Raw genomic sequence first — 25807 nt, 5'->3', positions numbered from 1 at the left:
AGCACCGATCCGCTGGCGCGGGCCGGGACGGTACGGTGTTGCGGGTGTCCAGCCCTCAGGAGCAACTGGTGGCTCAGCTGGCCCGGATCAAGGAGCTGAGCGGGCTCAGCCTGCGCGCCCTTGCCCGCGAGTCCGGTCTGAGCAGCTCGTCGCTGTCCCGGTACCTGACCGGTCGGCTGGTGCCGCCGTGGGACGCCGTCGTGGCGCTGTGCCGGGCCGTGGGCCGTGACCCCCGGCCGCTGCGTGCGGTGTGGGCCGAGGCGGCGCAGGCCGGCCCGGCGCCCGTCCCACGCCGCAACGACCTGCCGGCCGACCTGTTCGACTTCACCGGTCGCGAGGCGGAGTCCGGGCTTGTCGAAGAGTTGCTGCGGACCGCCGGCGCGGTCGCCATCGACGGCATGGCGGGCGTGGGCAAGACCAGCCTGGCCGTGCACGTGGCCCATCGCCTCGCCCCTTCGTATCCGGATGGCGGGCTCTACCTCGACCTGCACGGTTTCACCCCGGGCCAGGAGCCGCTGGAGCCGCTGGTCGCGCTGGGCCGGCTGCTGAGCGCGTTGGACGTCACGCACCCTCCGGCCGGCGCCGTCGAACGCGCGGCGCTCTGGCGGTCGGAGATGTCCCGCCGGCGGGCGCTCGTCGTGCTCGACAACGCGGTCGACGCGGAGCAGGTGCGCCCACTGCTGCCCGGCGCGGGCAAGTCGACGGTCCTGGTCACCAGCCGCCACCGGTTGGTCAGTCTGGACGGGGTGCCGCCGGTGTCTCTGGCGCCTCTGGCCGACGGCGACGCGGCGACCCTGTTCGGCCGGGCGGCCGGGCTCACGCTCGCCGAGAAGGAGGCGGTCGGCCAGGTGCTGCGGCAGTGCGGCGGGCTTCCGCTCGCGCTGCGGATGGCGGGCGCACGGCTTCGTCATCGTCCAGGCTGGACGGTCGCGGTGCTGGCCGAGCGGCTGCGCGACACGGCCAGCCGTTTCGACTCCGTGTTCGGCATGTCGCTCCAGCAGCTCGACGCGGTCCAGCGTCGCGTGTTCCGGCTACTGGGCGTGCTGCCGGGCGCCGACTTCGACGCGGCGGTGGCCGGCGCGCTCGCCGACATGCCGCCCGACCGGCTTGGCTCGGTGCTGGAGGAGCTGGTCGACGCCCACCTGATCCAGGAGCTCTCGCCCGGGCGTTACCGGATGCACGACCTGATCCGGCAGTACGCGGCGGACCTCGCCGCCGACGAGGAGCCGCAGGCGGACGCCGCCCTGCGCCGGGTCCTGTCGCACTATCTGGCGCAGGCGGTCGTCCACGAGCGGACGTTGCCCTCGCCGTACCGTAAGGAACCGTCGCCGGGCGATCCGGCGGAGGCCATGGCCTGGTTCGACCTCGAGTACGTCAACCTGATCGCCTGCTTCGACGCCGCCGTGCGCCTGGGCATGGACGAGGTGGTTGCCGAACTGCCGCAGGCCATGCGGGTCTGGTTCTTCCGGCACCGTGGCACCGACGACCAGGCACGCCTGCTGGAACGTGCCGCCGAGGCAGCGGCACGTCTCGGCCGCGACCAGCAGCGCGCTTCGCTGCTGGCGGACCTCGGCTACGCCCGTGCCGCCGCCGGACGCCTCACCGAGGCACTCTCCGCCTACGAGCTGGCGGAGCGGTCCGGGTCGGACGACGACGACCTGGCAGCCGGTCTGGCGCTGCGCATCGGCCTGGTTCGCCGGGATCTCGGCGATCTCGAAGCGGCGCAACGGCACTTCCGGCGGGCGCGCGAGCTGTTCGAGAAGATCGGGCGCCGCGCCGGCCAGTCCCAGGCGTTGGCCTTCGACGGATGGGTGACACTGCACCTCGGGCGGCACAGCGAAGCCGTCGAACTCGCCCGGGCGTCCGTCGCCCTGGCCGACGGGCCCGCCCGGATCACCGGGCTGGTCACCCTCGGCGTCGCACTGGCACCGAGCGACGCGCCGGAGTCACTGCGGGCGCTGCACGACGCGTTGCGGCTCTCCGAGCAGAACAACCTCCAACACAACCAGGCGTGGTGCCACAACTATCTCGGCGTCGCGCTGCGGGTCATGGGCTCACCCGAGAAGGCTCTCGAACACCACCGGCGCGCCTTCGAGCTGCTGGAACCGCTCGCCGAGGTGCAGATGGAGATCGACTTCCTGCACAGCTACGCCGAGACGTGCCGTGTGGCGGGTCGCCGTGACGAGGCGCTGGCGCTGCTCGACCGGACCATCGAGCTCGCGCGTGAGCTGCGCCGGCCGCACGACGAGCAGCTCGCTTCTGCGGCGCGGGAAGCCGTTCGCGGCGGCCGCTGATCGGCTACGCCGCGTCCGGCGCCGTCGCGGAACGAGCAGCGGCGATGGTCCGTCCACGTTCGGATCCGGGAAAGCGATCGAGCATGGCCCGTACCTCGTCGGCGCTCACGTTGGCGCCGAACAACTCGCTGCCCGGTTCGAGCCGTACGCCCTCGGCGAGGGGACCGGCGACGACCGGATCGAAGCCCAGCGCGTCGACTAGGGACGCGACCACCGCGAGATCGGCGGCGTCGTCACCGGCGATCGCGATGGCCTTGCGGCCGGCTGCTCCGGCGGGCCGCGCCTCGTCCTCAAGATCGTGGTACCCCATGTGGTTGAAGGCCTTGACGACCCGGGCGCCGGACAGGAAGGCCTGGACGGTCTCGCTCGACGAGGTGCGCGGGTTGGTGAGGTCGTCGCGGATGCCGTCGACCTCCCACCAGTAGTTCATGGCGTCGACGACGAGCTTGCCGCGCAGTGTCTCGGCGGGAACGCTGCGGTACTTGCCCAGCGGGAGGGCGAGAATGACGATGTCGGCGGCGGTTGCGGCGTCGACCGCGGTGGTGGCGACCGCTCCGGGTGTGAGCACCTCGACGGTGAGGGCGATCTTCTCCCGGTCGCCGGAGCCGGCGACGAGCACCCGGTAGCCGGCGGCGACGGCGAGCCGGGCGAGCACGGTGCCCACCTTGCCGGCGCCGAGGACGGCGAGGGTCTGTGGCCTGTTCCGGCCGTTGCCGTTCATGTCTTCCTTCCGGGGTGCCGATGCGGGTGGTGGGACGGGTCAGCTCGCCAGGATGTCTCGGACCATCGGGATCACCTTGCTGCCGTACAGCTCCACGGCGCGCATCCGGGCGCTGACCGGCTGCGCTCCCGCCGTGTAGATGAGGTCGAAGCGGCCGACGCCGACACTGTGGATCGCCCCGGCGATGCGGCGGGCCACGGTCTCCGGTGAGCCGATGTAGAGGGAACCGTGCTCCACCTCGGCGTCGAACTCCTGGCGACGGATCGGCGGCCAGCCCCGCAGACCACCGATCCGGTCCCGCATGATCCGGTAGTGCGGCCAGTACAGCTCCTTCGCCTCCTCGTCGGTGTCGGCGATGAAGCCGGGGGAGTGCATCCCGACCGGGTGCGCGGTCGTGCCGAGCTGCTCGGCCGCCCGCCGGTAGAGGTCGATGTAGGGCGCGAAGCGCTCGGGACTCCCGCCGATGATGGCGAGCATGAGCGGGAGGCCGTACCGGGCGGTACGCACCACCGACTGCGGCGAGCCGCCGACACCCACCCAGGTGGTGAGCCGCCCCGACTCCGTCTTCGGGAAGACGTCCGCGTTCTCCAGCGGAGCCCGCATCGTCCCGCTCCAGGTGACCGGCTGCTCGTCCAGCAGCTTCACGAACAGCTCGATCTTCTCCTCGAACAGCACGTCGTAGTCCGCCAGGTCGTATCCGAACAGGGGGAAGGACTCGGTGAACGAGCCGCGACCGAGGATGACCTCGGCCCGGCCGTGCGACAGCGCGTCGACCGTCGCGAAGCGCTGGAACACCCGGACCGGGTCGTCCGAACTCAGTACGGTCACTCCGGAGGCGAGCCGGATCCGCGACGTGCGGGTGGCGATACCGGCCAGCACGGTTTCCGGCGTCGACACCGAATATTCGGGCCGGTGGTGCTCGCCGAGGGCGATGACGTCGACGCCGAGTTGGTCGGCAAGCACCGCCTCGTCGACGACCTGCCGGATGGCCGCCGCGTGGGAGAGCGGCTTGCCGGAGTCGTCGTCCGGTACGTCGCCGAAGGTGTCGAGGCCGAACTCGAGGTCAGACATGGGTGGGCTCCTTCGCCAGCAGCTCCCGGACCCGCGGCGCGACCTCGCTGCCCAGCAGCTCGATCGTCCGCGCGCGTGCCTCGCGGGGCAGGTGCATGATGTCGTATTTGAGGTCGAAGCCGCGGGCCACAGTGGCGATCTTCCGCGCGACCGTCTCCGGTGACCCGACGAACAGCGCTCCGTGGTCGATTTCGGCCTCGTAGCGCGCGCGGTCCGGCTTGTAGAAGCCGCGCTCCTCGGCGAGCGCCGCCACGACCGGCTGCCAGTACCGCCACCACGTCTCCACCGCCTCCTCGTCGGTGTCCGCGACGAGGCCGAGCGAGTGTTGCCCGATCGGTCGCACAGTATGCCCAGACTGTTTGAGCGCCCGGAGGTAGAGGTCGACGTGGCCGGCGAACCGCTGGGGACGCCCGCCGATGATCGCCATCATGAGCGGAAGCCCGTAGCGGGCGGCGCGGACCAGCGAGTTGGGGCTCCCACCGACGCCGATCCACGTCGGGATGCCGCCTGTCCGCATCCGGGGATGCAGCCGCTGCGCGGTCAGCGGGCTGCGCACGGTCCCGGACCAGGTGACCGGTTCGTCCCGCTGGAGCCGTACGAAGAGATCGAGCTTCTCCTCGAACAACCGCTCGTAGTCCGCCAGGTCGTAACCGAACAGTGGAAACGACTCGGTGGCCGACGCGCGCCCGAGAACAATCTGGGCCCGGCCGTTGGACACCGCGTCGAGCGTGGAGAACTCGTGGTAGAGCCGTACCGGATCATTCGTGCTGAGCACCGTGACCGAGGTGCCGAGGCGGATCCGATGCGTCGCTGTGGCGATCGCCGCGAGCAGCACCGGAGTGGCCGAGTCGTTGTGGCCCTCCCGGTAGTGCTCACCCAGGCTGAACACGTCGAGCCCGACCGACTCCGCGAGCCGCGCCTCGTCGACGAGCAGCCGCACGGTCTCGGCGTCGCTCAGGACCCGGTCGCCATCGGTGGCCACCTCCCCGAACGAGTTGAGCCCCAGTTCGAAGGCTTCAGCCGTCATGTCTCCTCCTCATGCGGTCCCGCCGGACGCCCCGGTAAGGGGCCTTAGCAGTTGACGCGTCAATGATGCTAACCTGCCAATTGACGCGTCAACAAAGGAGAAGTGGATGACAAGGGCCACACCCGGGCGGCGGAGAGGACGCCAACTGCCGACCGCGGAGGAGCTGCGGGTCTGGCGGGACTTCATCGAGACGACGGGAGCACTCAAGAGGCAGCTCGCGTCCCGCCTCCAGGTCGAGTCCTCGCTCTCGCCCGCGGACTACGCCGTGCTGCTCGCCCTGAGCGAGGCGCAGGACCGGCAGATGCGCTCGTCCGAACTGGCGACACACATCGGTTGGGAACGGAGCCGGCTCTCCCACCACCTCGGGCGCATGGAGCGGCGCGGACTCATCCGCCGCCAGGAGTGCCCCACCGTTCCCCGAGGGTCGGAGGTGCTACTCACGCCGGCCGGAGCCGAGGCGTTCCAGGGGTCCACCGTTCCGCACCTGCGCGCCATTCGCGAGCTCTTCGTCGACGCTCTCACGCCGGAGCAACTCGTCGCGGCGGGCGAGATCGCGAAGGCGCTTCGCGCGAAGCTCGATCCACGCGACGAGGAATGAGTCGGCGCCCGCGAAAGCTCGCCCGCCACCTCGTCCCCCCGTGGATGCGGCGCGGCGCCGGTGAGAACCACGCCCGGCGACTCGAGGTGGGGCAGGCTCCTACGCGGCTCGCAGCGGAGCGAGGGCCTGGCTCCAGGCCACGACCTGGTCGAGGGTGGCGTTCAGCGCGTCCCGCTGGAAGTCGTTGGGCTTGAAGACGCTGTAGTTCTCGAAGTCGGTGAAGAGCGAGAGCGCCACCTGGGACCGCACGTCGGCCAGCTGCAACTCAGCGGAGATCAGCCGCAGGTGCTCCACCGCGCGGGCACCGCCCACCGAGCCGTAGCTGACGAACCCGACGGCCTTGTTGTTCCACTCGCTGTAGAGGAAGTCGATCGCGTTCTTCAACGCGCCGGAGGTCGAGTGGTTGTACTCCGGCGTGACCATCACGAAGCCGTCGAACGAAGCGATCTTCCTGGCCCACTCCAGCGTGTGGGGTTGCTGGTACTGGCCCATCGACGGTGGGTACACCTCGTCCAGGTGCGGCAGCTTGTAGTCGAGCAGGTCCACGAGCTCGAACTCGACGTCCGTACGCTGCCTGGCGATGTCGTACACCCACTGTGCGACGGCCGCGCCGTTCCGTCCCGGCCGGGTGCTGCCGATGATGATGCCGATCCTGGTCATGTGCGGTTCCTCCTTGCACGGTCAGCGCCGCCGGGCCAGGTGTCGCCGTCGGCGCCAGCACCAAGACCCAGGTGCCGGCGCCGACAGCGACAGTCAGCCCTTGGCTTCCCGCTTGGCCATCTGCGGCTCGGCGCCCTTGCCAACCTTGCGTAGCGCCTGCCGGAGCTGGTCCTCGGTCATCTTCGAGTTGCCCTCGATGCCCGCATTGTGGGCCTGCTGGCGCAGGTCGTGGAGCTTGTCGCGATCCGCCATGTCGCTCTCCCCTCAGCCACGGCACAGGTGCGACCCGCACCTGTTTGATCGCTGGCTTCCCGGGCGCAACCGACGCAAACCGGGCCCGTCTCTCCGGTCCGGACCGCCGACGAGCGCCGGTGCAGGCGCAGGATCAGGAAGTCGCGTCGGCGTGTGACCTCGTTTGTCGACATGGAGTCGGGGAACTCGACTGCTCCAACGGCGAGAGGAAGGCCGCACGGTGAACGACAACGAGTTCCTCGCCCTGGTGGCGACGCGATCCGGGATGTCGTCGGAGCAGGCGACTGCCGTCACGCAGGCCACCTTGACCACCCTGGCCGAACGGATCGACGGCGGAGAGGCGCGTGATCTGGCCGGCCAGCTTCCCGCCGGGCTCCGGGCGTACGCCTTCGGCGGCAGTGAGACCGCGGAACGGTTCGGCCTCGACGTCTTCGTCGACCGGGTGAGCGGCCGCGCGGACGTTGACGCGGAGGCGGCGAGGGATGGGGTGACGGCGGTCTTCGACGTCCTCCGGGACGCCCTTGACCCCACCGACTACGAACAGGTGGTCACCCAACTGCCGGCGGAGTACGGAGACGTCGCCGACCAGACCGCGCCGTTCGTCCGCCGGCAGGCCTGACGGTCCCGCGACGCGATCGTGGACGACCGACCGTCGCGGGAGCGGTCAGCGGCGCCGCAATGACGGGTCGAGCAGGGCGGGTGGGGTGTCGAACTTCTCGTGCGCGGCAAGGTCGACGCCGGGCGGAACGATCGCGTCGATCGCGTCGAGCACGTCAGCGGTGAGCACGGTGTCCGCCGCGGCGAGCTGAGAGCGCAGATGGTCCATGGTGCGGGGGCCGATGATCGCGCTGGTGACGGCGGGGTGCGCGGTGACGAACCCGAGCGCTAGCTGGATCATCGTCAGGCCGGCCTCGTCGGCGACCTTGGCCAACCGCTCGACGGCGTCGAGCTTCGCCCGGTTGGCGGGGATGGTGGTGTCGAAGCGCTGAGGCATGAACGCGGAGCGGTTGGTGGCGATCTCCTGGCCCTCGCGGATCGCGCCGGACAGCCAGCCGGAGGCCAGGGGACTCCACGCCAGTACGCCGAGCCCGTACTGCTCGGTCACGGGCAGGACGTGGGTCTCGATCCCGCGCTGCAGGATGGAGTAGGCGGGCTGTTCGGTGACGTAACGGCTCAGGTGGTTCTGCCGGGCGGCCCACTCGGCCTGCACTATGCGGTACGCGGGAAAGGTCGAGGAGCCGAAGTAGCGGATCTTCCCGGCGCGCTGCAGGTCGGTCAGAGCCGACAGCGTCTCCTCATCGCTGGTCCGCGGGTCCCACCGGTGGATCTGGTAGAGGTCGACGTGGTCGACGCCCAGGCGGCGCAGGCTGTGGTCCAACTCGGTGACCAACCAGCGGCGCGAGCTGCCCTGATGGTTGCGTTCGTCGCCCATGGGCATGCTGGCCTTCGTGGCCAGCACGATGTCGTCGCGGCGCCCGGCGATGGCCTTGCCGACCATCTCCTCCGACTCGCCCTGGCTGTACATGTCGGCGGTGTCGATGAGGTTGATGCCGGCTCCGAGGGCGGCGTCGACGATGGCCGTGGCCTCGTCCTGGGTCGTCCGGCCGATCTTGCCGAAGTTCATCGCGCCGAGCGCGAGAGAACTGACCTGCACACCTGTGCGGCCCAAGGTGCGGTACTGCATGACGTGTTCCTCCACTGGTCGGTGAGGCGTGGGTTGGTTGTCGGTCCTCTGCTCTGCCATCATGAGCAAACGGAACCTTGCTCCGTTAAACGATACGGAACGGTGTTCCGTTTGCCAAGGCCGGTGACGGAGGGAACAACGTGGCGACCGAGGGCGACGAGAGTGTGACGGGAGCGTCTCCGCGTAAGCGGGCCGATGCCGTACGCAACGAGAAGGCCCTGCTCGACGCGGCCGCCGCGGTCTTCGTGACCTCGGGCGTGGAGGCACCGGTCCGAGACATCGCGGCCAGAGCCGGCGTCGGGACGGGCACGATCTACCGGCACTTCCCGACGCGCGCCGATCTGATCATCGCCGTCTACCGGCACCAGGTCGATGCCTGCGCCGAGGCCGGGCCGGCTCTGCTCGCGAGCAGCGCGACTCCGCACGCCGCCCTCGGGCGATGGATCGACCTCTTCGTTGACTTCCTGGTCACCAAGCGCGGACTTGCCGGCGTGCTGCAGCCGGACAACGCCGGCTTCGACACGCTGCACGCCTACTTCCTCGACCGCCTGGTGCCCGTGTGCAACCAACTGCTCGGCGCGGCGGCGGATGCCGGCGAGATCCGCCCCGGCATGGACGCGTACGAACTGATGCGCGGGGTCGGCAATCTCTGCATCGGCGCCGACAGCGACCCCAACTACGACGCCCGGCGCCTGGTCGAGCTGCTCATCGCCGGACTGCTCCGCCGGGGATAGTCGCCGGCCCCGCCCGTCGTGGCCGCACCGAAACCGCCTATGGGCGTTCGACGGGCGGCCGTCGTGACGCGAGGGCGGCGGTGGGCTGCCCCGGTGGCCCAGCCCGGGGTGGACGGCTACGTACCGCCGCCCACCCCGGGCCGGGGCCTGTCTCAGGCGATGCGGTAGGCCCGCTGGATCGTCTGGGTCACCGTGTTGCCAGCGGTGTCGGTGGCGGTCATGCGCAACGACACGAAGCCGGGCCGGCGCGGATGCTTGATCAGGGCGGCGCCGTGGAGGACCGGCAACGCGACCCAGGTCCTGCCATCGTCGAACGACGCGGAGACGCCGAGCGTCCGGTTCGGAGCGGCCGCCGATCCCGGATGCCGGTCCAGTGCCACGGGGATGGTCATCGCCCGGCCCGCCCGGGCCGTGTTGGTGTCGTCCAAGGCGGGCGTCGGCCGGGCCGTCGTCAACGGCAGCGGCTCCGGCTTCGACGTGTGCGCCGAGGTGAAGGTCCAGGCCACCGAGACCGACGTCGACAGGGTGTCCGGAGCACCGCGGGTGACGGTCGCCTCCAGGCGATAGGTGGCCTTGTCGGCGGGCACCGGGAAGTCCACGTACGAGCCGTCGGCGGTGGCGATCTCCTTGCCGTTTCTGGACAACCGGTAGTGGACCTGCAGGTCGTCACGGCTGGCGGGGCGGCCGGAGGCGTCGCCGAAGAGGGGCGGCGACACGACCGAGATGGTGTCCCCGTCGCGACCCACGTAGCCGAGCGGCGACCACGCCGGAGGCTGCGCCACTGTGGGCCCGAAGGGCGCCACGTTCCAGGTCTGGTGATAGGTCTTGCCCGCCTGGAAGGTGGACTCCTGCGTGGTGAGGTTGTCGCCCTCGACGAACGTGGACGTCCAGACGATCCCGCCGTCGGTGTTGTAGTACTCGGTGGCGTGGAACGGCAGGTCGAACGAAGTGCTCGAACCGATCGGGCCCGGGCCGCCGGGGGACGCCGCACGGTGGAAGCGGGTCGCGGTGGCGGTGCTGGACTGGCTGCGGTAGGTCGTCTTGACGGTGGCGAGGTTCTTCGGGGAGAGCTTCCTGGTCAGGCCCGTGAACATGTCGCCCTGGCGCACGTACGCGAGGTCGTACGTGTAGGGGCTGTTGCGGAACGTCCCGTCCCGACCGGGGCGGGCGAGTCCGACGCCCAGTGTGGCCGCGAACTCGGGGGCCGCGACGGCGGGCCCGATCCGGCCGAAGAAGACGTCCGCGACCGACACGCCGCTGAGCTGGACGCCGGGGTAGCGGAAGTTGTCGTTCCAGTTCGCGCTGACGTTGATCGAGAGCGCTGCGGCGTCCCGCTGGGGCACGGTCAGCGAGACCGGCCGGGCGGTGCGGGCGTCGAGCGCCTCGGTGAGGGGGCCGCGTACGTCCAGGACCGGCTGCACGAGCAGCGTCGACACGTCGCCCTCGTGGATCGTGCTGTACAGCGCGTAGCGACCCTTGGGCAGCCGCATCGTGCCGCCGCCCGGTTCGCCGACGAGGGTGGTGAACTCGCCGGTGCTCAGGTTCGCCGCCACGGTCTCGTACTCCGTGGCCGGTCTGCCGTCGCGCCCCGTGTGGTCGAGCTGGACGTCGTAGCTCTCGATCTCCCGGTTGAGCGCGAACGGCGTCCGTACCCGCAGGTCGCCCGCGCCGGTCGCAGTCACCGCGCCCGGGTAGAGGCCGTCGGTGGCCTCCACCCGGGTGTCCACCGTGACTGTGGCCTCGGCGCGGCCGCCGGCCGGCACCACCAGGGTGGCCGGGCTGACAGTGATCATTCCGGCGGGAGCCGGGGTGACGCTGAGCGAGAGACTGACCGGGGCGGTGCCGGTGTTGCGGTAACCGATGACGCGGCTGAACGGGGTGTCGTCGGCGTGGGGCCAGCGCTGGACCGGGAAGTCGATCGCGGCGACCTCGGCGGCGACCGGCTGGGCGACGGCACGACCGACGTCGACCCGCCCGGCGCCCTGGTCGTAGAGGCTGTCGGCGTCGGCCGGCTTGGCCGAGCCCATCAAGGCAGCCTTGAGCTGGGCACCGGACCAGTCCGGGTGGCGTCCGGCGAGGATCGCGGCCGAGCCCACCACGTGCGGCGTCGCCATCGATGTGCCGGACATGGGGGCGTAACCGCCACCGGGGGCGGCCGCCACGATGTCGACGCCGGGAGCGCTGATCTCGGGCTTGATGTGGTTGTCACCGACGCGGGGGCCCCGGCTCGAGAAGTACGCCCGCTGGTCGTCCGGGTCGACCGCGGCGACGGCGAGAGCGTCGTCAGCCGAGGCCGGCGTCGAGACGGACTTCGGCTTGCCCTCGTTGCCGGCGGCGACCACGAAGAGGGTGCCGTACCGGTGGCTGAGGTCCTGGACCGCGGTCTCCAGCGGGTCGAGAGCCGGCGTGTCCGTGTCGCCGAGGCTCAGGTTGATCACCTTTGCCTGCGGCGCGGCCCACTGCATCCCGGCGATGATGTCCGAGTCCTGGCACTCCGTGGTGGCGCAGACCTTGCCGACGACCAGCTTCGCGCCCGGCGCCACGCCCCGGTACCTGCCGCCGGAGGCGGCGCCGCTGCCCACGATCGTCGAGGCCACGTGGGTGCCGTGGCCGACGGTGTCGCCGGGGTCGTTGCCGCCGGTGAAGTCGTGGATCGCGGCGATCTGTCCGGCGAAATCGGGGTGGTCGGCGTCGATGCCGGTGTCCAGCACCCCGACCGTCACGCCGTCGCCGTCGAAGCCCGCCTGCCAGGCCGTCGGGGCGCCGATCTGCGGCACGCTGCGATCGAGGGAGACGCGGCGCTTGCCGTCCAGCCAGACATGGGTGATCCCGGCGGCGAGTGTGCGCGTCGACGACGTGCCGCGGGTGAGTGACGACCACAGCTCGACCCGGTCGTCCAGGCCTGCCCGCACGGCCAGCGCGTGGGCGGCGGGCAGGTCGGTGCGCACCCGCGCGGCTCCGGCGGCGGACCGCGCCCGCGCCGCCGCGTTCTCCGGGTACGCGACCAGCAGCGGAAGCTCGGCCGTCCGGTCGTCGTAGCCGAACTCGCCGAGCGCGGTGAGGTCGAACAGCCGCCGGTCGAGCCGCCCGTCGCGCAGCATCGGCATCGCGTCCACCGGGATGACGTACTGGTGGCCACCCTCGTGGCTGCTCACGAACCGCATGCGGGCCCGTCCCGGTCCGCGCTCGATCCGCGGGTGGCCGCCCGCGTCCACCGACACCCGGTCCCCGGTGATCAACGTGAAGGTGCCGCGCGGTCCGGTGACCGTTGCCGCCGGCTTCTCCTGCGCATCGGCCGGAGAAGCCGTGAGGCCCGCCGCAGCCAGCGCGGTCGCGAGCACTCCGGCTGTCAGGGCGCGTCGTTGCCGTCGTCGCACATCGTCCTCTCCGCCACGGGCGTCTCCCGGGACGGCACGATGACGCCTGGCGCGGTCGGTGGGTTGATCATTGCGGGTGTGACGCTCGCCACAATTGCCCACCGCGCGGGCGCGACCAGGTGCTCCTCCCGGTTACATGCGCCGGTGACCACGGGACGGACTTCGGAAAGCGCAGGTCAGATGCGTGACGCCGAGGAGTTCGACGCCCTCTACGCGGCCTGCGCCGGCCGGATCGTGGGTCACGTCTATGCCCTCACCGGCAACCGCAGTGAGGCGGAGGACGCCGTCGCCGAGGCCTTCACCCGGGCCTGGCAGCGCTGGCCGACCGTGCGCGAGGCGGACAGCCCGGAGGCGTGGGTCCGCCGGGTCGCCTCTCGAGCCGCGGTGAGCAGTTGGCGCAAGACGTTCAACCGGTTGCGCGCACACCGCCGGGCCGCCGTCGACCAGAGCGTGCCCGGACTCAGCGAGGACCACGTCGCCCTGCTGCAGGCGCTGCAACGGCTGAACGCCAACCAGCGTCGGGCCGTCGTGCTGCACCACCTGAACGATCTCAGCGTCGCCGAGGTGGCGGCCGAGATGCAGGCGCCCATCGGGACCGTCAAGACGTACCTCGCCCGCGGCCGCAGGGCCATGGCCGGGATGCTGGACGAGGCGCGGCAGGAGGGAACCTCCCATGACTGATCCGCACCACGACCTGACGACGATCGCGGACGCGGTCCGGCGAGTCACGGCGCTGCCCGCGGCGGGGACGCTGCGCCGCCGTGGCGAGCAGCGCCGGCGGCGCCGGAGGGCCGTCTACGGGGCGGGACTGGTCCTGCTGGTCGTGACCGCTGGCGCAGCCCTCCTGCCGGCATGGCACCAGACGCCGGACCGGGGTGTTGGCCCTGCCGGTACCGTCGCTCCCTCGGTCGTCCCGTCCGTGACCGCCTCAGCGGGACCGCGGGAGATCCTCGGCGGCCGGCGGCAGGTCCTGATCGTGGTGCCCGGCCTCGGTCGGGCACCATTGGCGATCGGCCGTGACGACGACCGGGTGCGGGCCACCACCGAGCAGGGCGTCGACGAACGTGCGCTGTGGGTCCTGCGCCCCGAGGGGGACAGGTTCCGGATCACGCTGGCCGCGTCGCGCGACGCCAGCCAGGTCTGCATGACCGTGGTGCACGACGCCGCGCCGGGAAGCATCCGCGGCCGGGTGTGTGACGCGACAGCGCAGACGCAGCTCTTCACTATCGAGCAGGTCGCCGACGGCAGTTACTCGATCTTCCAGGGCAAGCGTTACGTACAGGTCGTCGACGGCACCAACGCCCTGGTCCCCGACCTGCCGGAGGCCCTCACCACGACGTACGAGTTCGAGGACCGGGGCAACCCTGGCGACTGAGGCCGCCGCCCTCGCCGGGGGCAGACGGGATCAGCCCAGGCGAAGGCTTCCTTCGCCGAGGTCGTCGAGGAGCGCCTGCGGCGCACGCATCCGCCACGCGTCGGTCACGAGCTCGCTCAGGCGGTCGACGCTCACCTCCGCCAGGCGCAGCATCACCAGTGGCAGGCCGTCGTAGCCGGGCGTGGTGAAGAAGAGATCGGGCTCCCCGAGCAGCAGAGCCTGCTTCTCGGCCTCATCGCCGACGAACACCACTGCGACATCGGTGCGGATCTGGCGTGGCTTGCCCGGACTACGCTCCGGGTACGACCAGACGAAACCCTTGCCACCCACGCGGAAGTCGAAGCCCTCACTGTCGATCTCGACCGCCTGCGGCAGGGCCAGCGCGAGACGGCGAACATCGTCCGCGTCAGCCACCGAATCCCCTCGCGAAGCGCAGAAACCGCATCTGCCCAGGCTACCGCCAGCCCGAGGATGCGGGTCCGGGCGAACGCCCGGATGAAAAACCGTAATCTGATCTTGCCTGCTGAAGTCGCGGTTGACCTGCACGGATAACGCTCTCACGAATGGTGGGAGAGTGCTTGACGCGCCCGTGATCCAGCGGAAACGATACATTCGCATGTGTCGCGCTCGTGGCGGCGAACGGCCCGTCGGGCGACCGCAACCAGGCTCGGCACCACCCTGCCCACCACCAGGCGTGATCGGCGCACGCCGTCCCCCGCACCGGGAAAGGACCTACCGTGCGCAGATCCCTCAGATCGTGGCTCGGCGCCGTGCTGAGCGCGATCCTCGTCGTGGGCGGCATAGTGGCCGCGCCCCCCGTGGCCAGCGCCGCACCGTTCACCGTGCTGGTGTTCTCCAAGACCGCCGGATTCCGGCACGGCTCCATCACGCCGGGCATCACCGCCATCCAGCAGCTCGGCGCCGCCAACGGGTTCACCGTGGAGACGACCGAGGACGCGGCGCAGTTCACCGACGCCAACCTGGACCGGTTCGCCGCGGTGATCTGGCTGTCCACCACCGGTGACGTGCTCAACGCCGCCCAGCAGGCCGCGTTCGAGCGCTACATCCAGGGCGGTGGCGGATACGTGGGTGTGCACGCCGCCTCCGACACCGAGTACGAGTGGCCCTGGTACGGCGGGCTGGTCGGGGCGTACTTCGCCTCGCACCCGGCCGAGCAGACCGCCACCGTCAAGGTCGCCGACCAGGTGCACCCGTCCACCGCGACGCTGCCGCAGCGGTGGAGCCGGTTCGACGAGCTGTACAACTACCGCGTCAACCCGCGCGGCAACGTGCACGTGCTGGCCACCCTCGACGAGAGCACCTACAGCGGCGGGAGCATGGGGTACGACCACCCGATCTCCTGGTGCCAGAACTACTCCGGCGGCCGGTCCTGGTACACCGGCCTCGGCCACACCGACGCGTCGTACACCGACGCGGCCTTCCGTCAGCACCTGCTCGGCGGCATCATGACGGCGTCCGGGGCGGTCGGCGCTGACTGCGGCGCCACCGTGACCAGCAGCTTCCAACAGGTGGAGCTGGCCAAGGGCGCGGCCGAGACCGGCGAGCCGATGAGCCTCACCGTCCTGCCCGACCGGGGTGTGCTGCACACCTCGCGCAACGGCGTGATCCGGCACACCGACGCGGCCGGCAACACCAAGGTCGCCGCCACGCTGCCGGTCTACACCGGGGACGAGGAGGGTCTGCAGGGCATCAAGGCCGACCCGAACTTCGCCAGCAACCGCTGGGTGTACGCGTACTACGCGCCGCCACTGAGCACCCCCGGCGGTGGCGCACCGGCCACCGGCACCCCGGCCGACTTCGCCGTCTGGGACGGCGTCAACCGGTTGTCGCGGTTCACGGTGAACGCGGACAACACGCTCAACCTGGCCAGCGAGACGCTGATCCTGAACGTGCCGACCAGCCGGGGCATGTGCTGCCACGTCGGCGGCGACATGGACTTCGACGCGGCCGGCAACCTCTACCTGTCCACAGGCGACGACACCAACCCGTTCGACTCGGCCGGCTTCACCCCGATCGACGAGCGGGCCGGCCGCAACCCGGCCTTCGACGCGCAGCGCACCTCGGCCAACAGCAACGACCTGCGCGGCAAGGTCCTCCGGATCAAGCCCAGCGCGGCGGGCGGGTACACCATCCCAGCCGGCAACATGTTCGCCCCGGGCACCGCGCGGACCCGGCCGGAGATCTACGCGATGGGCTTCCGCAACCCGTTCCGGATGAGCGTGGACAAGGCCACCGGCATCGTCTACCTCGGTGACTACGGTCCGGACGCGGGCACCGCCGACCCGAACCGCGGACCGGCGGGCAACGTGGAGTTCGCCCGGATCGACCGGCCCGGTTTCTACGGCTGGCCGTACTGCACGGCCCGGAACGACGCCTACAACGACTACACCTTCCCGTCCGGCCCGTCCGGTCCGAAGTTCGACTGCGCGGGCGGCCCGGTGAACAACTCGCCCAACAACACAGGCATCACCCAGCTGCCGCCGGCCACCCCGGCGTGGCTGCCGTACGGCGGTTCCGGCTCCCCGCCGGAGTTCACCGGCGGCGGCCTGTCCCCGATGGGCGGCCCGGTGTACCGGTACAACCCGAACAACCCCTCCGACGTGGCGTTCCCGGCGTACTACGACGGAACCTACTTCGCCGGTGAGTTCGGCCGTCGCTGGATCAAGAACATCAAGCTCGACCCGGCCGGCCAACCGTTGAAGATCAACCCCTTCCCGTGGACCGGTACCCAGGTCATGGACATGGAGTTCGGGCCGGACGGCGCGCTCTACGTGCTCGACTACGGCACCGGCTGGTTCAACGGCGACGCCAACTCGGCGCTCTACCGCATCGAGTACGCCCGCACGGGCAGGGCGCCACGTCCGGTGGTCTCGGCCACCCCGACCAGCGGTACGGCGCCGTTGACCGTGGCCTTCTCCTCGGCCGGCACCCTCGACCCGGACGGTGACCCGTTCACCTACGCCTGGGACTTCGACAACAACGGCACCACCGACTCGACTGCGGCGAACCCGAGCTTCACGTACACCACCAACGGGACCCGCAGCCCGACGTTGACGGTCCGGGACACCACCGGCAAGACGGCCACCGCCAGCGTGGTCATCACGGTCGGCAACAGCGCGCCGGTGGTCACCGTGAACACCCCGTTGAACGGGCGGACGTTCGCCTTCGGGGACGCCGTGCCGTTCACCGTCACCGTCACCGACGCGCAGGACGGCGCGATCGACTGCGCCCGGGTGAAGGTGAACTACGTCCTCGGGCACGACTCGCACGGCCACCAGCTCAGCAGTGTGCAGGGCTGCACCGGGGTCATCCAGACCTCGGCCGACGGCGAACACGACACGGCGGCGAACATCTTCGGCATCATCGACGCCGAGTACACCGACCTGGGCGGGGGCGGCCAGCCGCCGCTGACCACGCACACCCAGGCGGTCCTGCAGCCACGGGTACGGCAGGCCGAGCACTTCGGTGACTCGTCCGGCGTCCAGGTCGTCACGCCGGGTGCGGCCAACGGCGGCGCCGCGGTCGGATACATCGACAACAACGACTGGATCTCGTTCCGCCCGTACAACCTGACAGGTGTCCAGTCGTTCAGCGTCCGGGCGGGAGCCCCGGCCGGTGCCGGCGGCACGCTGGAGCTGCGGGTCGACTCGCCCACCGGGCCGCTGGTCGGCTCGACCACCGTGACACCCACCGGCGGGCACGGCACGTTCGCCTCGTTCACCGGCGGGGTCACCGCTCCGACCGGTACGCGCACCCTGTTCCTGGTGTTCAAGGGCGGCGGCGGGATGTACGACATCGACGAGTTCACCCTCTCCACCAGCCCCGGCGGTCCCGGGCCCGATCCGGACCCCGACCCGGAGCCGGGCGCCAACCTGGCCCGGGGCAAGCCGGCGCGGGCCTCCAGTTTCGAGGGTGCCTTCGTCGCGGCCAACGCGTTCGACGGCGCGCTCGGCACCCGTTGGGGCAGCTCCTTCAGCGACCCGCAGTGGATCGACGTCGACCTGGGCGCGAGCTACGGCATCAACCGGGTCAAGCTGACCTGGGAGGCGGCGTACGGCAGCGGATACCAGATCCAGACCTCGCCGGACGGGGTCAACTTCACCACGGTCCGGACGGTGACCGGCGGCGACGGTGGCGTGGACGACCTGACCGGGATCACCGGCTCCGGCCGGTACGTCCGGCTCACCGGCACCGCCCGGGGCACCGCCTGGGGCTACTCGCTGTTCGAGTTCGAGGTGTACGGCGGCACCGGCGGCCCGACCGGCCCCGGCGCCAACCTGCTGTTGAACAAGCCGACTCTGACGTCCAGCAACGAGGGGGCCGACGTGTCCGGCGCCCAGGCGGTGGACGGCAGCCTCACCACCCGCTGGTCGAGCGCGTTCGCCGACCCGCAGTGGATCCGGGTCGACCTCGGCAGTCCGACCGCGATCGGCCGGGTGAAGCTGAGCTGGGAGGCGGCGTACAGCAGCGCGTACGGCATCCAGACCTCGAACGACGGCACCACCTGGGCCAACGTGAAGACGGTGACCGGCGCCGACGGTGGCGTGGACGAGCACACCGGGCTCGGCGCCAACGGTCGCTACCTGCGGATCTACGGCACCGCCCGGGGCACCCCGTGGGGCCACTCGCTCTGGGAGTTGGAGGCGTACGCGAGCTGAACCACCACCGATGACGTGGCCGGCACGCACCTCTCCGTGCCGGCCACGACCGGCGTCCAACAGGCATTGCATATACCGTTAACGTGTATATGCTCCTCAGCATGACCGAGAGTCCACTTCGGGAGCCGACCTTCCTGGTGCTCACCGCGCTGGCCGGGTCACCCAGGCACGGCTACGCCGTCATCGAGGACGTGCTGCGCATCTCCGACGGCCGGGTGCGCCTGCGTGCCGGCACTCTCTACGCCGTTCTCGACCGGCTCCGCGCCGACGGCCTCATCGAGGTCGAGCGCGAGGAGGTGGTGCAGTCGCGACTGCGCCGCTACTACCGACTCACCGCCCTGGGCGCGCGCCGACTCGCCGACGAGGCGGCCCGCCTGCGACATAACGCGGACGCCGCTCGCGTACGGCTGCGCCGCGGCGGCCTGCTGACCGACGGGGGTGCGGCGTGAGCGGCGACGACCTGGAGCGCCGCTACCGGCGGCTGCTGGCCGTCTATCCGTGGGAGCACCGCCGGGCGTACGAGGAGGAGATGCTGGCCGTGCTCGTCGCCGGCGCTCGGCCGGGCCAGCGGCGACCCGCCGCCGGTGACGTGCTGAATCTGGTCGGTGCCGGGCTGCGGGCCCGACTGCGGGTGGGCGCACGGGGGTTCACCGAGTCGACCTGGGCGGACGCGGCGGCGGTGACCGGCCTGCTGGTCGGGCTCGTCCTGCTCGCCTTCTCCGTCAAGTCCCTGCTCGACCAGCTCATCCGGAACCCGGGTCTGCCGCCGGGGTTCGGCCCGGGCGGCACCGACATCGTCGACTGGCTGCGGGTGGCCGGCTGGGCGATCGTCTGTGCGGCCGCTCTGGCCGGGTGGCGCTGGGCGGCCGCCGGTCTGGCCTGGGCCGGCGTGCTCGGTTGGGGTGTGCTGGTCGCCCCGCAGGCCAGCGACGACCCGACGTACGTGGTGGACACCCTGCCGCAGTTCGCGCTCGCCGTGGTGGCCGCCGCCGCACTGACCGTGCCGACACCGCGGCGCCGGCTGCTCGCGCTGCTGGGCGTACGCCGGTTGGTGGCGCTGCTGCTCGCGCCGGCCGCCGCGGTCGCGCTGCTGGAGGTCAACCGGGCGAACAGGCCCGGGTTCGACCCTGACGGCGGGGTCAGCTATCAGGTCTTCTACGACCTTGAGGCAAGCAGTGAGCTGGTCCTCTGGCTCTACATCGCCGGTCTGGCGGCCGTCGCGCTGGCCATGCTGGTCGCGCTGGGCACGCTCGACCCCGAGGTGCGCCGGCGGATCGTCGTCATGCTCCTGCCGGTGGCCACGCTCGCCCTGGTGATCGACAGTGCCCTCGCCGGCTGGGCCACCTCCACTATGCACATGGGACACACCATCCCCCTGGTGCCCGTGCAGTGGGCGATGCTGGTTCTCGTCCCACCGGTGACGTTCCTGGCCGGGGTCCTGCTCGTCCGTCGCCGGGAGGAGACGCTACGCATGATCGCCATTGGCAGGGCCGCCGATCGCGAGCGGCCAGCGGGCTAGCTAGTCGTCGGCGACCGCCACCGGTTCTGAGCCGATACAGCGCACCTTCAGCTCGTACTCGCCGGCCGGCCCCTCGAACTTGACCTCGACGTCGTCGTCCGGGCCCCGGTCCACGTCACGGACCCGGTAGCCCTGCGCGGGCGCCCAGGAGACGAGGCGTACGCCGCCGGCACCGCACTCGGCCACGGCCGTGCCGCCGCCGGTGGCGAATCCCCGGCGGACCCCGGAGCTGGCGGTCGGCGCGGCGGGGCCGGCGGACGGCGCGCTGCCCGTCGTGCCGGCGGGCACCGGCTCCGGCGAGGCGAGCGCGCGTTCGATCTCCGCCTCGCTGCGCACGCCGCCCGGGGTGCCGGTGATGCTCTCGCCCACCAGCCGGATCGCGCCCAACCCGATCAGGGTGGCCACGACGGCGGTGGCCACCCACCCGGTGGCGACGAGGATCGAACGACGGCCCATCCCCCGACTATCCCCGATCCAGTGTTGTCGTCGGCATATCCGGAGGCTAAGGCACGGTTAACGTGCGCCTCGCTGCCAGCCGCAGCGGTTAGCCTGCGAGCTGTGGCCCGCCTGCTGCTCATCGAGGACGACCTGACGATCCGGACGCCGCTGATCCGGGCGCTGCGGGAACGCGGCCACGCGGTGGCCGCCGCCTCGACCGCGATGGCCGGGCTCCGCGACGCGCTGGAGGACCGGCCCGACCTCGTCGTGCTCGACCTGGGCCTGCCCGACCTGGACGGACGCGAGCTGCTGCGGATGCTGCGCGCGGTCAGCACGGTGCCGGTCATCGTGGCCACCGCCCGCGACGACGAGGCCGAGATCGTTCGGGTCCTCGACGCGGGGGCCGACGACTACGTGGTCAAGCCGTTCACCGCGGCGCAGCTCGACGCCCGCGCCCGGGCCGTGCTGCGCCGGGGGCCTTCCGGCGCGGACGCGCAGGACCCGTCGCTCGTCGTCGGCGGGCTGCGGATCGACCCCCGGGCCCGACAGGTCACCCTGGACGGCGCGACTGTCGAGCTGACGCCCCGCGAGTTCGATCTGCTGCATCATCTCGCCGGCCGGCCGGGTCAGGTGGTCACCAAGCGCGAGCTGCTCACCGAGGTCTGGCAGATCCCGTACGGCGGTGCCGACAAGACCGTCGACGTGCACCTGTCCTGGTTGCGCCGCAAGTTGGGGGAGAGCGCTCAGCAGCCTCGCTACCTGCACACCGTGCGTGGTGTCGGGGTGCGTCTCGAAGCCCCGGCGGCGCAGCCGTGAGGGCCCGGCTCGCGCTGCTGGTCGCCGCGGTCAGCGTCCTCACCCTGATCGCGTTCCTGGTGCCGTTGGCGCTGCTGGTCCGCGCCGTCGCCGAGGACCGGGCCACCGTTCGGGCCACCGCCGACGCGCAGAGCCTGGTGCCGGTGGTCGGCACCGCCGACGCGACGACCATCCGGCTGACCGTCGAGCAGCTCGCCGCGGAGTCCGGTCGACCGGTGAGCGTCTTCCTGCCGGACGGCACTGTGCTCGGCGCCCCGGTGCCCCGTACGCCCGCGGTGGCCCTGGCCGCGCGCGGGCAGAGCCTCACGGGGGAGTCGGCGGACGGCCGGGAGGTGGTCATCGCGGTGCAGGGCCGGGCGGACGGCACCGGAGTGATCCGGGTCCTGGTGCCCCCGCATGAGTTGACCGCCGGGGTGACCCGGGCCTGGCTGGTGCTGGCCCTGCTCGGAGTGGTCCTGGTGGTGATCGGGCTGGTGGTCGCCGACCGGCTGGCGCGCTCCCTGGTCCGACCGATCAGCGACCTCTCCGCGGTGTCCAACCGGCTGGCGAACGCCGAGCTGGACGCCCGGGTCGTGCCGGCCGGCCCGGCCGAGCTGCGTGAGGTGGCCGGCGCGCTCAACCACCTGGCCGGCCGGATCCAGGTGCTCCTGCGCCAGGAGCGGGAGCAGGTCGCCGACCTGTCGCACCGGCTGCGTACGCCGTTGACGGCGCTACGGCTGGAGGCGGAGTCGCTGCGCGACCCGGACGACGCGGCACGGATCACCGCCGCCGCCGACGGGCTGGAACGGGCGGTCACCGGGCTGATCCGGCAGGCGCGCTGGCGCCGGTCACCGGCAACGGGAACGGCCACCTCGGACGCCGCGTCGATCGTCGGCGACCGGGTCGCGTTCTGGTCGGTGCTGGCCGAGGACACCGGCCGGACCGTCACCCTGGACCTGGCGCCCGGCCCGCTTCCCGTGGGTGTGCCCGCCGACGACCTGACGGCGGCCGTGGACGCCCTGCTGGGCAACGTCTTCGCGCACACCCCCGACGGCACGCCCTTCGCCGTCCGGCTCGCCCGGGAAGAGGGCCAGGTGCAGCTCACCATCACCGACGAGGGTCCGGGGATGCCGGCCGGGGCGGTCCGCCGGGGTGCCAGTCCGGCCGGGTCGACCGGCCTCGGCCTGGACATCGCCCGGCGTGCCGCGCAGGCCGGCGGCGGCCGGCTGGAGCTGCGCACCGGTCCGGGAGGCGGGGCGCAGGTGCTGCTCCGGCTCGGACCGCCGACGCCCGAGCGGCTCGCGGCGGACGGTGGGCCCAGGCCCGCCGGGAACGGCTTAACCCGGCCTTAGCGTCCGGACAGCGCGGCGCTATCCCGATCCATCCGATCCTCGAAGTCGACAACCGAGGAAAGGTGGACATCACGATGAAGCGCAGCTCTCTGCTCCTGGCATCGGTCGGCGGAGCGGCGGTGCTGGCCGTGGCCGGGGTCGCGGTCGGCGTCAGCGCCGCCGGCGACTCGCGGGCCAGCGGCACCGCACTCACCGCCGCCACCGTCGACCCGACGGCCACCGACGCACCGGACGACAGCGCGACCAGGGGTACCAACCCGGCGCCGGGAACCAGCGGTACGCCGTCGAGCGGTGCGCCCTCCAGCGGTGCGCCGTCGAGCGGCAGCCCGTCGAGCGGCGGCCCCGGCGGGGCCGTCGACCAGCAGCGGGCCGGCGAGATCGCGCTCGCCAGGGCCGGTGGCGGCCAGATCACCGAGGTGGAGGCCGAGCAGGAGCACGGCCGGCCGGTCTGGAGCGTCGAGATCGTCGCGGGCGACACCGAGCACGAGGTGGACGTCGACCGGGACAACGGCACGGTGGTCAAGGCCGAGCAGGAGCCCGTCGACGACGACGGCGACGACCGTGACGACCGTGACGACCGTGACGACGACGATGACGACGACCGGAACGACGACGACTGAGGCCGGGTTGCCGCCGCCCGCCACGGGCTCACCGTGGCGGGCGGCGGTACGAAGACATCCCTCAGACGGCCGCGACGCGCTCGTCCTGGGCCGTCGGCTCGTCCTGGTCGAACTGGGTGCGGTACAGATCCTGGTACCGGCCACCGGCCGCGAGTAGCTCGCTGTGCCGCCCGCGTTCCACGATGCGTCCGTCCTCGACGACGAGGATCTGGTCGGCCGCGCGGATGGTGGACAGCCGGTGCGCGATGACCACACTGGTCCGGCCGGTCAGGGCCTCGGCGAGGGCGTCCTGTACGGCGGCTTCCGACGTGGAGTCCAGATGCGCCGTGGCCTCGTCCAGGATGACCACACGGGGACGGGCCAGCAGTAGCCGCGCGATGGTGAGGCGTTGCCGTTCCCCGCCCGACAGGCGGTACCCCCGCTCACCGACGACGGTGTCGAGCCCGTCCGGAAGTGAGCGGATCAGGGTGTCGAGCCGGGCCCGTCGCAGCACCTCCCACATCTCCTCCTCGGTCGCGTCCGGCCGGGCGAACACCAGGTTGGCGCGGATGCTCTCGTGGAACAGGTGCCCGTCCTGGGTCACCACGCCGAGCGCCGCTCGGATCGACTCGGCCGACAGGTCGCGTACGTCGACGTCGGCGAGCTTCACCGTGCCGCCCTCGACGTCGTACAGGCGCGGCAGGAGTTGGGCGATCGTCGACTTGCCCGCCCCGGAGGAGCCGACAAGGGCGACCATCTGCCCCGCTTCGGCGCGGAACGACACGCCGTGCAGCACCTCCTCGCCGCCGCGCGTATCGAGCTTCGTCACATCCTCAAGGGACGCGAGCGACACCTTGTCGGCCGACGGGTAGCCGAACCGTACCGCGTCAAATTCCACGGCCACCGGTCCGTCCGGGAGCGGCCGCGCATCGGACCTGTCGAGGATCAGCGGCTTGAGGTCGAGGATCTCGAACACCCGCTCGAAGCTCACCAGCGCGCTCATCACCTCCACCCGGGCACTGGCCAGCGACGTCAAGGGCGCGTAGAGGCGCGACAGCAGCAGCGCGAGCGCGACCACTGTGCCGGCGTCGAGGCTGCCCCGCAGGGCGTAGAAACCGCCCAACCCGTAGACCAGGGCCAGCGCCAGCGAGCCGACAACGGTGAGCGCGGTGATGAAGACCCACTGGAGCATGGCGGTGCGGACGCCGATGTCGCGCACCCGGCGCGCCCGCGCCGCGAACTCGGCCGACTCCTCGGCCGGACGTCCGTACAGCTTGACCAGTGTCGCTCCGGGTGCCGAGAAACGCTCGGTCATCCGGGTGCTCATTGCCGCGTTGTGTTCGGCCGCTTCGCGCTGCAACCGGGCGAGCCGCGAACCCATCTGCCGGGCCGGGAGGACGAAGATCGGCAGCAGTACGAGCGCCAGCAGGGTGATCTGCCACGAGAAGCTGAGCATGACCGCCAGCGTCAGGGCCAGTGTGACGGCGTTGCCGACCACGCTCGACAGGGTGCCGCTGAATGCCCGCTGCGCGCCGATCACATCGTTGTTCAAACGGCTGACCAGCGCACCCGTACGGGTCCGGGTGAAGAACGCCACAGGCATGCGCTGGACGTGGTCGAAGACGGCCGTCCGCAGCTGGACGATCAGGCCCTCACCGATGCTGGCGGACAGGAACCGCGTCACCAGACCCAGGCCGGCTTCGGCCAGGGCGATCACGGCGATCAGCACCGCCAACCGGATCACGACGCCGCTGTCGGCGCCGTCGACGATCGCGTCCACGACCCGACCGGCGAGCACCGGCGCCGCCACCGTGAGGGCAGCTGTCACCACGCTCAACAGCAGGAACCTGATGATCAGCGCACGATGTGGCCGTGCGAACCGCGCGATGCGCGTCAGGGTCGCCCGGGACAGCGGTCGTTCGTCCTGCGCGTTCATCGCGTGGTGCAGCGACGTCCACGCGGTAACTTCCATGCTCATGCCGTACCTCCGGGAAGCAGGCTAGAACCTCGTGTGAGGTTGAGGTCAAGCCGCCGCGCGGGAGGCATATGCGGTGCGGCCCCGGGTAGCTGCGATCCATGGCGCGGTACACGAAGCCCGAGCTCAGAGAGCAGATCAAGGAAGAGATCAAGGCTTCCGACAAGGGCGGCAGACCGGGGCAGTGGTCGGCGCGGAAGTCACAACTGGTCACTCAGGAGTACAAGAGGCGCGGCGGGGGATTCCTGGGCCCCAAGGACGAGCGGCAGAAGTCCCTGCAGCGGTGGGGCGCGGAGGAGTGGCAGACCAGGGAGGGCGACACCCGGGCCCGGCACGGTGACACAACCAGTCGCTACCTGCCGAAGAAGGCCTGGGAGGAGCTGTCGGAGGAGGAAAAGCGCGCCACCGACACCAAGAAGCGGAAGGCGTCGCGAACCGGCAGGCAGTTCGTGGCCAACACCGGGCCGGCCAGTCGAGCCCGCCGGGACGCCACGACGGCCGGACGGATGTCGGAGATGTCGGTCGCCGAGGCGGCCAAGCTGGTCCGTGGGCTCGACACGCGTCAGCTCAGAGCCGCCCTGCGACGGGAGCGCGACGGCAAGGGCCGCAAGACGCTCATCCAGCGACTTGAGGCGGAGCTCAGCCGCCGCTGACCGA

Annotated in this window: 23 protein-coding genes; 13 read left to right on the top strand and 10 right to left on the bottom strand. The window is 71.5% G+C overall.

The features are described from left to right. Positions 1 to 44: 44 nt before the first annotated feature. Complete coding sequence (locus GA0070607_RS03905) at positions 45 to 2294, top strand: ATP-binding protein (RefSeq protein ID WP_231930817.1); 2250 nt, start codon at positions 45 to 47, stop codon at positions 2292 to 2294. 4 nt (positions 2295 to 2298) lie between these two features. Here GA0070607_RS03905 and GA0070607_RS03900 read toward each other — a convergent pair whose 3' ends face one another. Genes GA0070607_RS03900 through GA0070607_RS03890 form a run of 3 tightly spaced genes read right to left on the bottom strand, consistent with a single transcriptional unit; the run spans position 2299 to position 5113 of the window. Continuing rightward, on the bottom strand, positions 2299 to 3015 hold the full coding sequence (locus tag GA0070607_RS03900) for an NADPH-dependent F420 reductase (RefSeq protein ID WP_089016936.1): 717 nt from the start codon (positions 3013 to 3015) through the stop codon (positions 2299 to 2301). Positions 3016 to 3054: 39 nt separating this feature from the next. Continuing rightward, on the bottom strand, positions 3055 to 4086 hold the full coding sequence (locus GA0070607_RS03895) for an LLM class flavin-dependent oxidoreductase (RefSeq protein ID WP_089016935.1): 1032 nt from the start codon (positions 4084 to 4086) through the stop codon (positions 3055 to 3057). Further along, positions 4079 to 5113 (bottom strand): LLM class flavin-dependent oxidoreductase, encoded by a 1035-nt coding sequence (locus GA0070607_RS03890; protein WP_089016934.1) that lies wholly within the window; start codon positions 5111 to 5113, stop codon positions 4079 to 4081. The genes GA0070607_RS03895 and GA0070607_RS03890 overlap by 8 nt, the downstream gene beginning before the upstream one ends. Positions 5114 to 5219: 106 nt before the next feature. Here GA0070607_RS03890 and GA0070607_RS03885 point away from each other — a divergent pair, with 106 nt between their 5' ends. Further along, positions 5220 to 5711, top strand: a complete 492-nt coding sequence (locus GA0070607_RS03885) for a MarR family winged helix-turn-helix transcriptional regulator (RefSeq protein ID WP_089016933.1) — start codon at positions 5220 to 5222, stop codon at positions 5709 to 5711. A 99-nt stretch (positions 5712 to 5810) separates the two neighbouring features. Here GA0070607_RS03885 and GA0070607_RS03880 read toward each other — a convergent pair whose 3' ends face one another. Further along, complete coding sequence (locus tag GA0070607_RS03880) at positions 5811 to 6371, bottom strand: NADPH-dependent FMN reductase (protein ID WP_089016932.1); 561 nt, start codon at positions 6369 to 6371, stop codon at positions 5811 to 5813. A gap of 93 nt (positions 6372 to 6464) precedes the next feature. Beyond that, a complete protein-coding gene (locus GA0070607_RS32245) occupies positions 6465 to 6623 on the bottom strand; it encodes a hypothetical protein (RefSeq protein ID WP_157743081.1) in 159 nt (52 codons plus the stop codon). Positions 6624 to 6843: 220 nt separating this feature from the next. Between GA0070607_RS32245 and GA0070607_RS03875 the strand changes: the two genes are divergently transcribed. Further along, positions 6844 to 7242, top strand: coding sequence for a DUF2267 domain-containing protein (locus tag GA0070607_RS03875; protein ID WP_089016931.1), 399 nt, complete (start codon positions 6844 to 6846; stop codon positions 7240 to 7242). Positions 7243 to 7287: 45 nt separating this feature from the next. Here the strand turns inward: GA0070607_RS03875 and GA0070607_RS03870 are convergent, their stop codons facing one another. Next, positions 7288 to 8307: an aldo/keto reductase gene (locus GA0070607_RS03870; RefSeq protein ID WP_089021639.1), complete on the bottom strand. Its 1020-nt coding sequence runs from the start codon at positions 8305 to 8307 to the stop codon at positions 7288 to 7290. A gap of 140 nt (positions 8308 to 8447) precedes the next feature. Here GA0070607_RS03870 and GA0070607_RS03865 point away from each other — a divergent pair, with 140 nt between their 5' ends. Beyond that, a complete protein-coding gene (locus GA0070607_RS03865) occupies positions 8448 to 9041 on the top strand; it encodes a TetR/AcrR family transcriptional regulator (RefSeq protein ID WP_089016930.1) in 594 nt (197 codons plus the stop codon). Positions 9042 to 9193: 152 nt separating this feature from the next. On the opposite strand, the gene GA0070607_RS03860 is transcribed toward GA0070607_RS03865, so the two are convergent. Continuing rightward, the gene (locus GA0070607_RS03860; protein WP_157743080.1) at positions 9194 to 12418 is read right to left on the bottom strand and encodes a S8 family peptidase; all 3225 of its coding nucleotides are present in this window, start codon (positions 12416 to 12418) and stop codon (positions 9194 to 9196) included. Positions 12419 to 12598: 180 nt separating this feature from the next. On the opposite strand from GA0070607_RS03860, the gene GA0070607_RS03855 reads away from it, so the two are divergent. Beyond that, complete coding sequence (locus GA0070607_RS03855; RefSeq protein WP_089016928.1) at positions 12599 to 13099, top strand: SigE family RNA polymerase sigma factor; 501 nt, start codon at positions 12599 to 12601, stop codon at positions 13097 to 13099. Further along, positions 13092 to 13793, top strand: a complete 702-nt coding sequence (locus GA0070607_RS03850) for a hypothetical protein (RefSeq protein WP_089016927.1) — start codon at positions 13092 to 13094, stop codon at positions 13791 to 13793. The genes GA0070607_RS03855 and GA0070607_RS03850 overlap by 8 nt, the downstream gene beginning before the upstream one ends. A 30-nt stretch (positions 13794 to 13823) precedes the next feature. On the opposite strand, the gene GA0070607_RS03845 is transcribed toward GA0070607_RS03850, so the two are convergent. Next, complete coding sequence (locus GA0070607_RS03845) at positions 13824 to 14207, bottom strand: MmcQ/YjbR family DNA-binding protein (RefSeq protein ID WP_089016926.1); 384 nt, start codon at positions 14205 to 14207, stop codon at positions 13824 to 13826. A gap of 323 nt (positions 14208 to 14530) precedes the next feature. On the opposite strand from GA0070607_RS03845, the gene GA0070607_RS03840 reads away from it, so the two are divergent. The 3 genes from GA0070607_RS03840 to GA0070607_RS03830 all read left to right on the top strand — a co-directional run bounded on the left by GA0070607_RS03840 (position 14531) and on the right by GA0070607_RS03830 (position 19991). Further along, entirely contained in the window at positions 14531 to 18472 is a 3942-nt protein-coding gene (locus GA0070607_RS03840) for a ThuA domain-containing protein (RefSeq protein ID WP_089016925.1), read from the top strand. 101 nt (positions 18473 to 18573) lie between these two features. Further along, positions 18574 to 18921, top strand: coding sequence for a PadR family transcriptional regulator (locus tag GA0070607_RS03835; RefSeq protein WP_089021638.1), 348 nt, complete (start codon positions 18574 to 18576; stop codon positions 18919 to 18921). Continuing rightward, a complete protein-coding gene (locus tag GA0070607_RS03830; RefSeq protein WP_089016924.1) occupies positions 18918 to 19991 on the top strand; it encodes a hypothetical protein in 1074 nt (357 codons plus the stop codon). The genes GA0070607_RS03835 and GA0070607_RS03830 overlap by 4 nt, the downstream gene beginning before the upstream one ends. Here GA0070607_RS03830 and GA0070607_RS03825 read toward each other — a convergent pair whose 3' ends face one another. Next, positions 19992 to 20447: a septum formation initiator gene (locus GA0070607_RS03825; protein WP_089016923.1), complete on the bottom strand. Its 456-nt coding sequence runs from the start codon at positions 20445 to 20447 to the stop codon at positions 19992 to 19994. A gap of 102 nt (positions 20448 to 20549) precedes the next feature. Between GA0070607_RS03825 and GA0070607_RS03820 the strand changes: the two genes are divergently transcribed. The 3 genes from GA0070607_RS03820 (at position 20550) to GA0070607_RS03810 (ending at position 23196) form a co-directional block, all read left to right on the top strand. Further along, the gene (locus tag GA0070607_RS03820) at positions 20550 to 21245 is read left to right on the top strand and encodes a response regulator transcription factor (protein ID WP_089016922.1); all 696 of its coding nucleotides are present in this window, start codon (positions 20550 to 20552) and stop codon (positions 21243 to 21245) included. Beyond that, positions 21242 to 22576 carry a HAMP domain-containing sensor histidine kinase gene (locus GA0070607_RS03815; protein WP_089016921.1) on the top strand — a complete coding sequence of 445 codons (1335 nt, stop codon included), beginning with the start codon at positions 21242 to 21244 and terminating at the stop codon, positions 22574 to 22576. The genes GA0070607_RS03820 and GA0070607_RS03815 overlap by 4 nt, the downstream gene beginning before the upstream one ends. 74 nt (positions 22577 to 22650) lie before the next feature. Next, positions 22651 to 23196: a PepSY domain-containing protein gene (locus tag GA0070607_RS03810; protein ID WP_089021637.1), complete on the top strand. Its 546-nt coding sequence runs from the start codon at positions 22651 to 22653 to the stop codon at positions 23194 to 23196. A 61-nt stretch (positions 23197 to 23257) separates the two neighbouring features. On the opposite strand, the gene GA0070607_RS03805 is transcribed toward GA0070607_RS03810, so the two are convergent. Then, positions 23258 to 25153, bottom strand: coding sequence for an ABC transporter ATP-binding protein (locus GA0070607_RS03805; RefSeq protein WP_089016920.1), 1896 nt, complete (start codon positions 25151 to 25153; stop codon positions 23258 to 23260). A gap of 98 nt (positions 25154 to 25251) precedes the next feature. Between GA0070607_RS03805 and GA0070607_RS03800 the strand changes: the two genes are divergently transcribed. Next, a complete protein-coding gene (locus GA0070607_RS03800; RefSeq protein WP_089016919.1) occupies positions 25252 to 25803 on the top strand; it encodes a DUF5872 domain-containing protein in 552 nt (183 codons plus the stop codon). Positions 25804 to 25807: the final 4 nt, after the last annotated feature.

Source organism: Micromonospora coriariae, assembly GCF_900091455.1.
GTDB classification, from domain to species: Bacteria; Actinomycetota; Actinomycetes; order Mycobacteriales; family Micromonosporaceae; genus Micromonospora; species Micromonospora coriariae.
The sequence above is the reverse complement of the archived record's forward strand: the minus strand, read 5'-3'. Positions and strand labels throughout refer to the sequence as shown.

What these genes read in the sequence shown, in the direction of transcription:
- GA0070607_RS03810 (WP_089021637.1), top strand. Translation starts at nt 22,651, where the DNA reads ATGAAGCGCAGCTCTCTGCTCCTGGCATCGGTCGGCGGAGCGGCGGTG.
- GA0070607_RS03825 (WP_089016923.1), bottom strand. Translation starts at nt 20,447, where the DNA reads ATGGGCCGTCGTTCGATCCTCGTCGCCACCGGGTGGGTGGCCACCGCC.
- GA0070607_RS03805 (WP_089016920.1), bottom strand. Translation starts at nt 25,153, where the DNA reads ATGAGCATGGAAGTTACCGCGTGGACGTCGCTGCACCACGCGATGAAC.
- GA0070607_RS03900 (WP_089016936.1), bottom strand. Translation starts at nt 3,015, where the DNA reads ATGAACGGCAACGGCCGGAACAGGCCACAGACCCTCGCCGTCCTCGGC.
- GA0070607_RS03850 (WP_089016927.1), top strand. Translation starts at nt 13,092, where the DNA reads ATGACTGATCCGCACCACGACCTGACGACGATCGCGGACGCGGTCCGG.
- GA0070607_RS03835 (WP_089021638.1), top strand. Translation starts at nt 18,574, where the DNA reads ATGACCGAGAGTCCACTTCGGGAGCCGACCTTCCTGGTGCTCACCGCG.
- GA0070607_RS03870 (WP_089021639.1), bottom strand. Translation starts at nt 8,307, where the DNA reads ATGCAGTACCGCACCTTGGGCCGCACAGGTGTGCAGGTCAGTTCTCTC.
- GA0070607_RS03895 (WP_089016935.1), bottom strand. Translation starts at nt 4,086, where the DNA reads ATGTCTGACCTCGAGTTCGGCCTCGACACCTTCGGCGACGTACCGGAC.
- GA0070607_RS03885 (WP_089016933.1), top strand. Translation starts at nt 5,220, where the DNA reads ATGACAAGGGCCACACCCGGGCGGCGGAGAGGACGCCAACTGCCGACC.
- GA0070607_RS03855 (WP_089016928.1), top strand. Translation starts at nt 12,599, where the DNA reads ATGCGTGACGCCGAGGAGTTCGACGCCCTCTACGCGGCCTGCGCCGGC.
- GA0070607_RS03800 (WP_089016919.1), top strand. Translation starts at nt 25,252, where the DNA reads ATGGCGCGGTACACGAAGCCCGAGCTCAGAGAGCAGATCAAGGAAGAG.
- GA0070607_RS32245 (WP_157743081.1), bottom strand. Translation starts at nt 6,623, where the DNA reads ATGGCGGATCGCGACAAGCTCCACGACCTGCGCCAGCAGGCCCACAAT.
- GA0070607_RS03890 (WP_089016934.1), bottom strand. Translation starts at nt 5,113, where the DNA reads ATGACGGCTGAAGCCTTCGAACTGGGGCTCAACTCGTTCGGGGAGGTG.
- GA0070607_RS03880 (WP_089016932.1), bottom strand. Translation starts at nt 6,371, where the DNA reads ATGACCAGGATCGGCATCATCATCGGCAGCACCCGGCCGGGACGGAAC.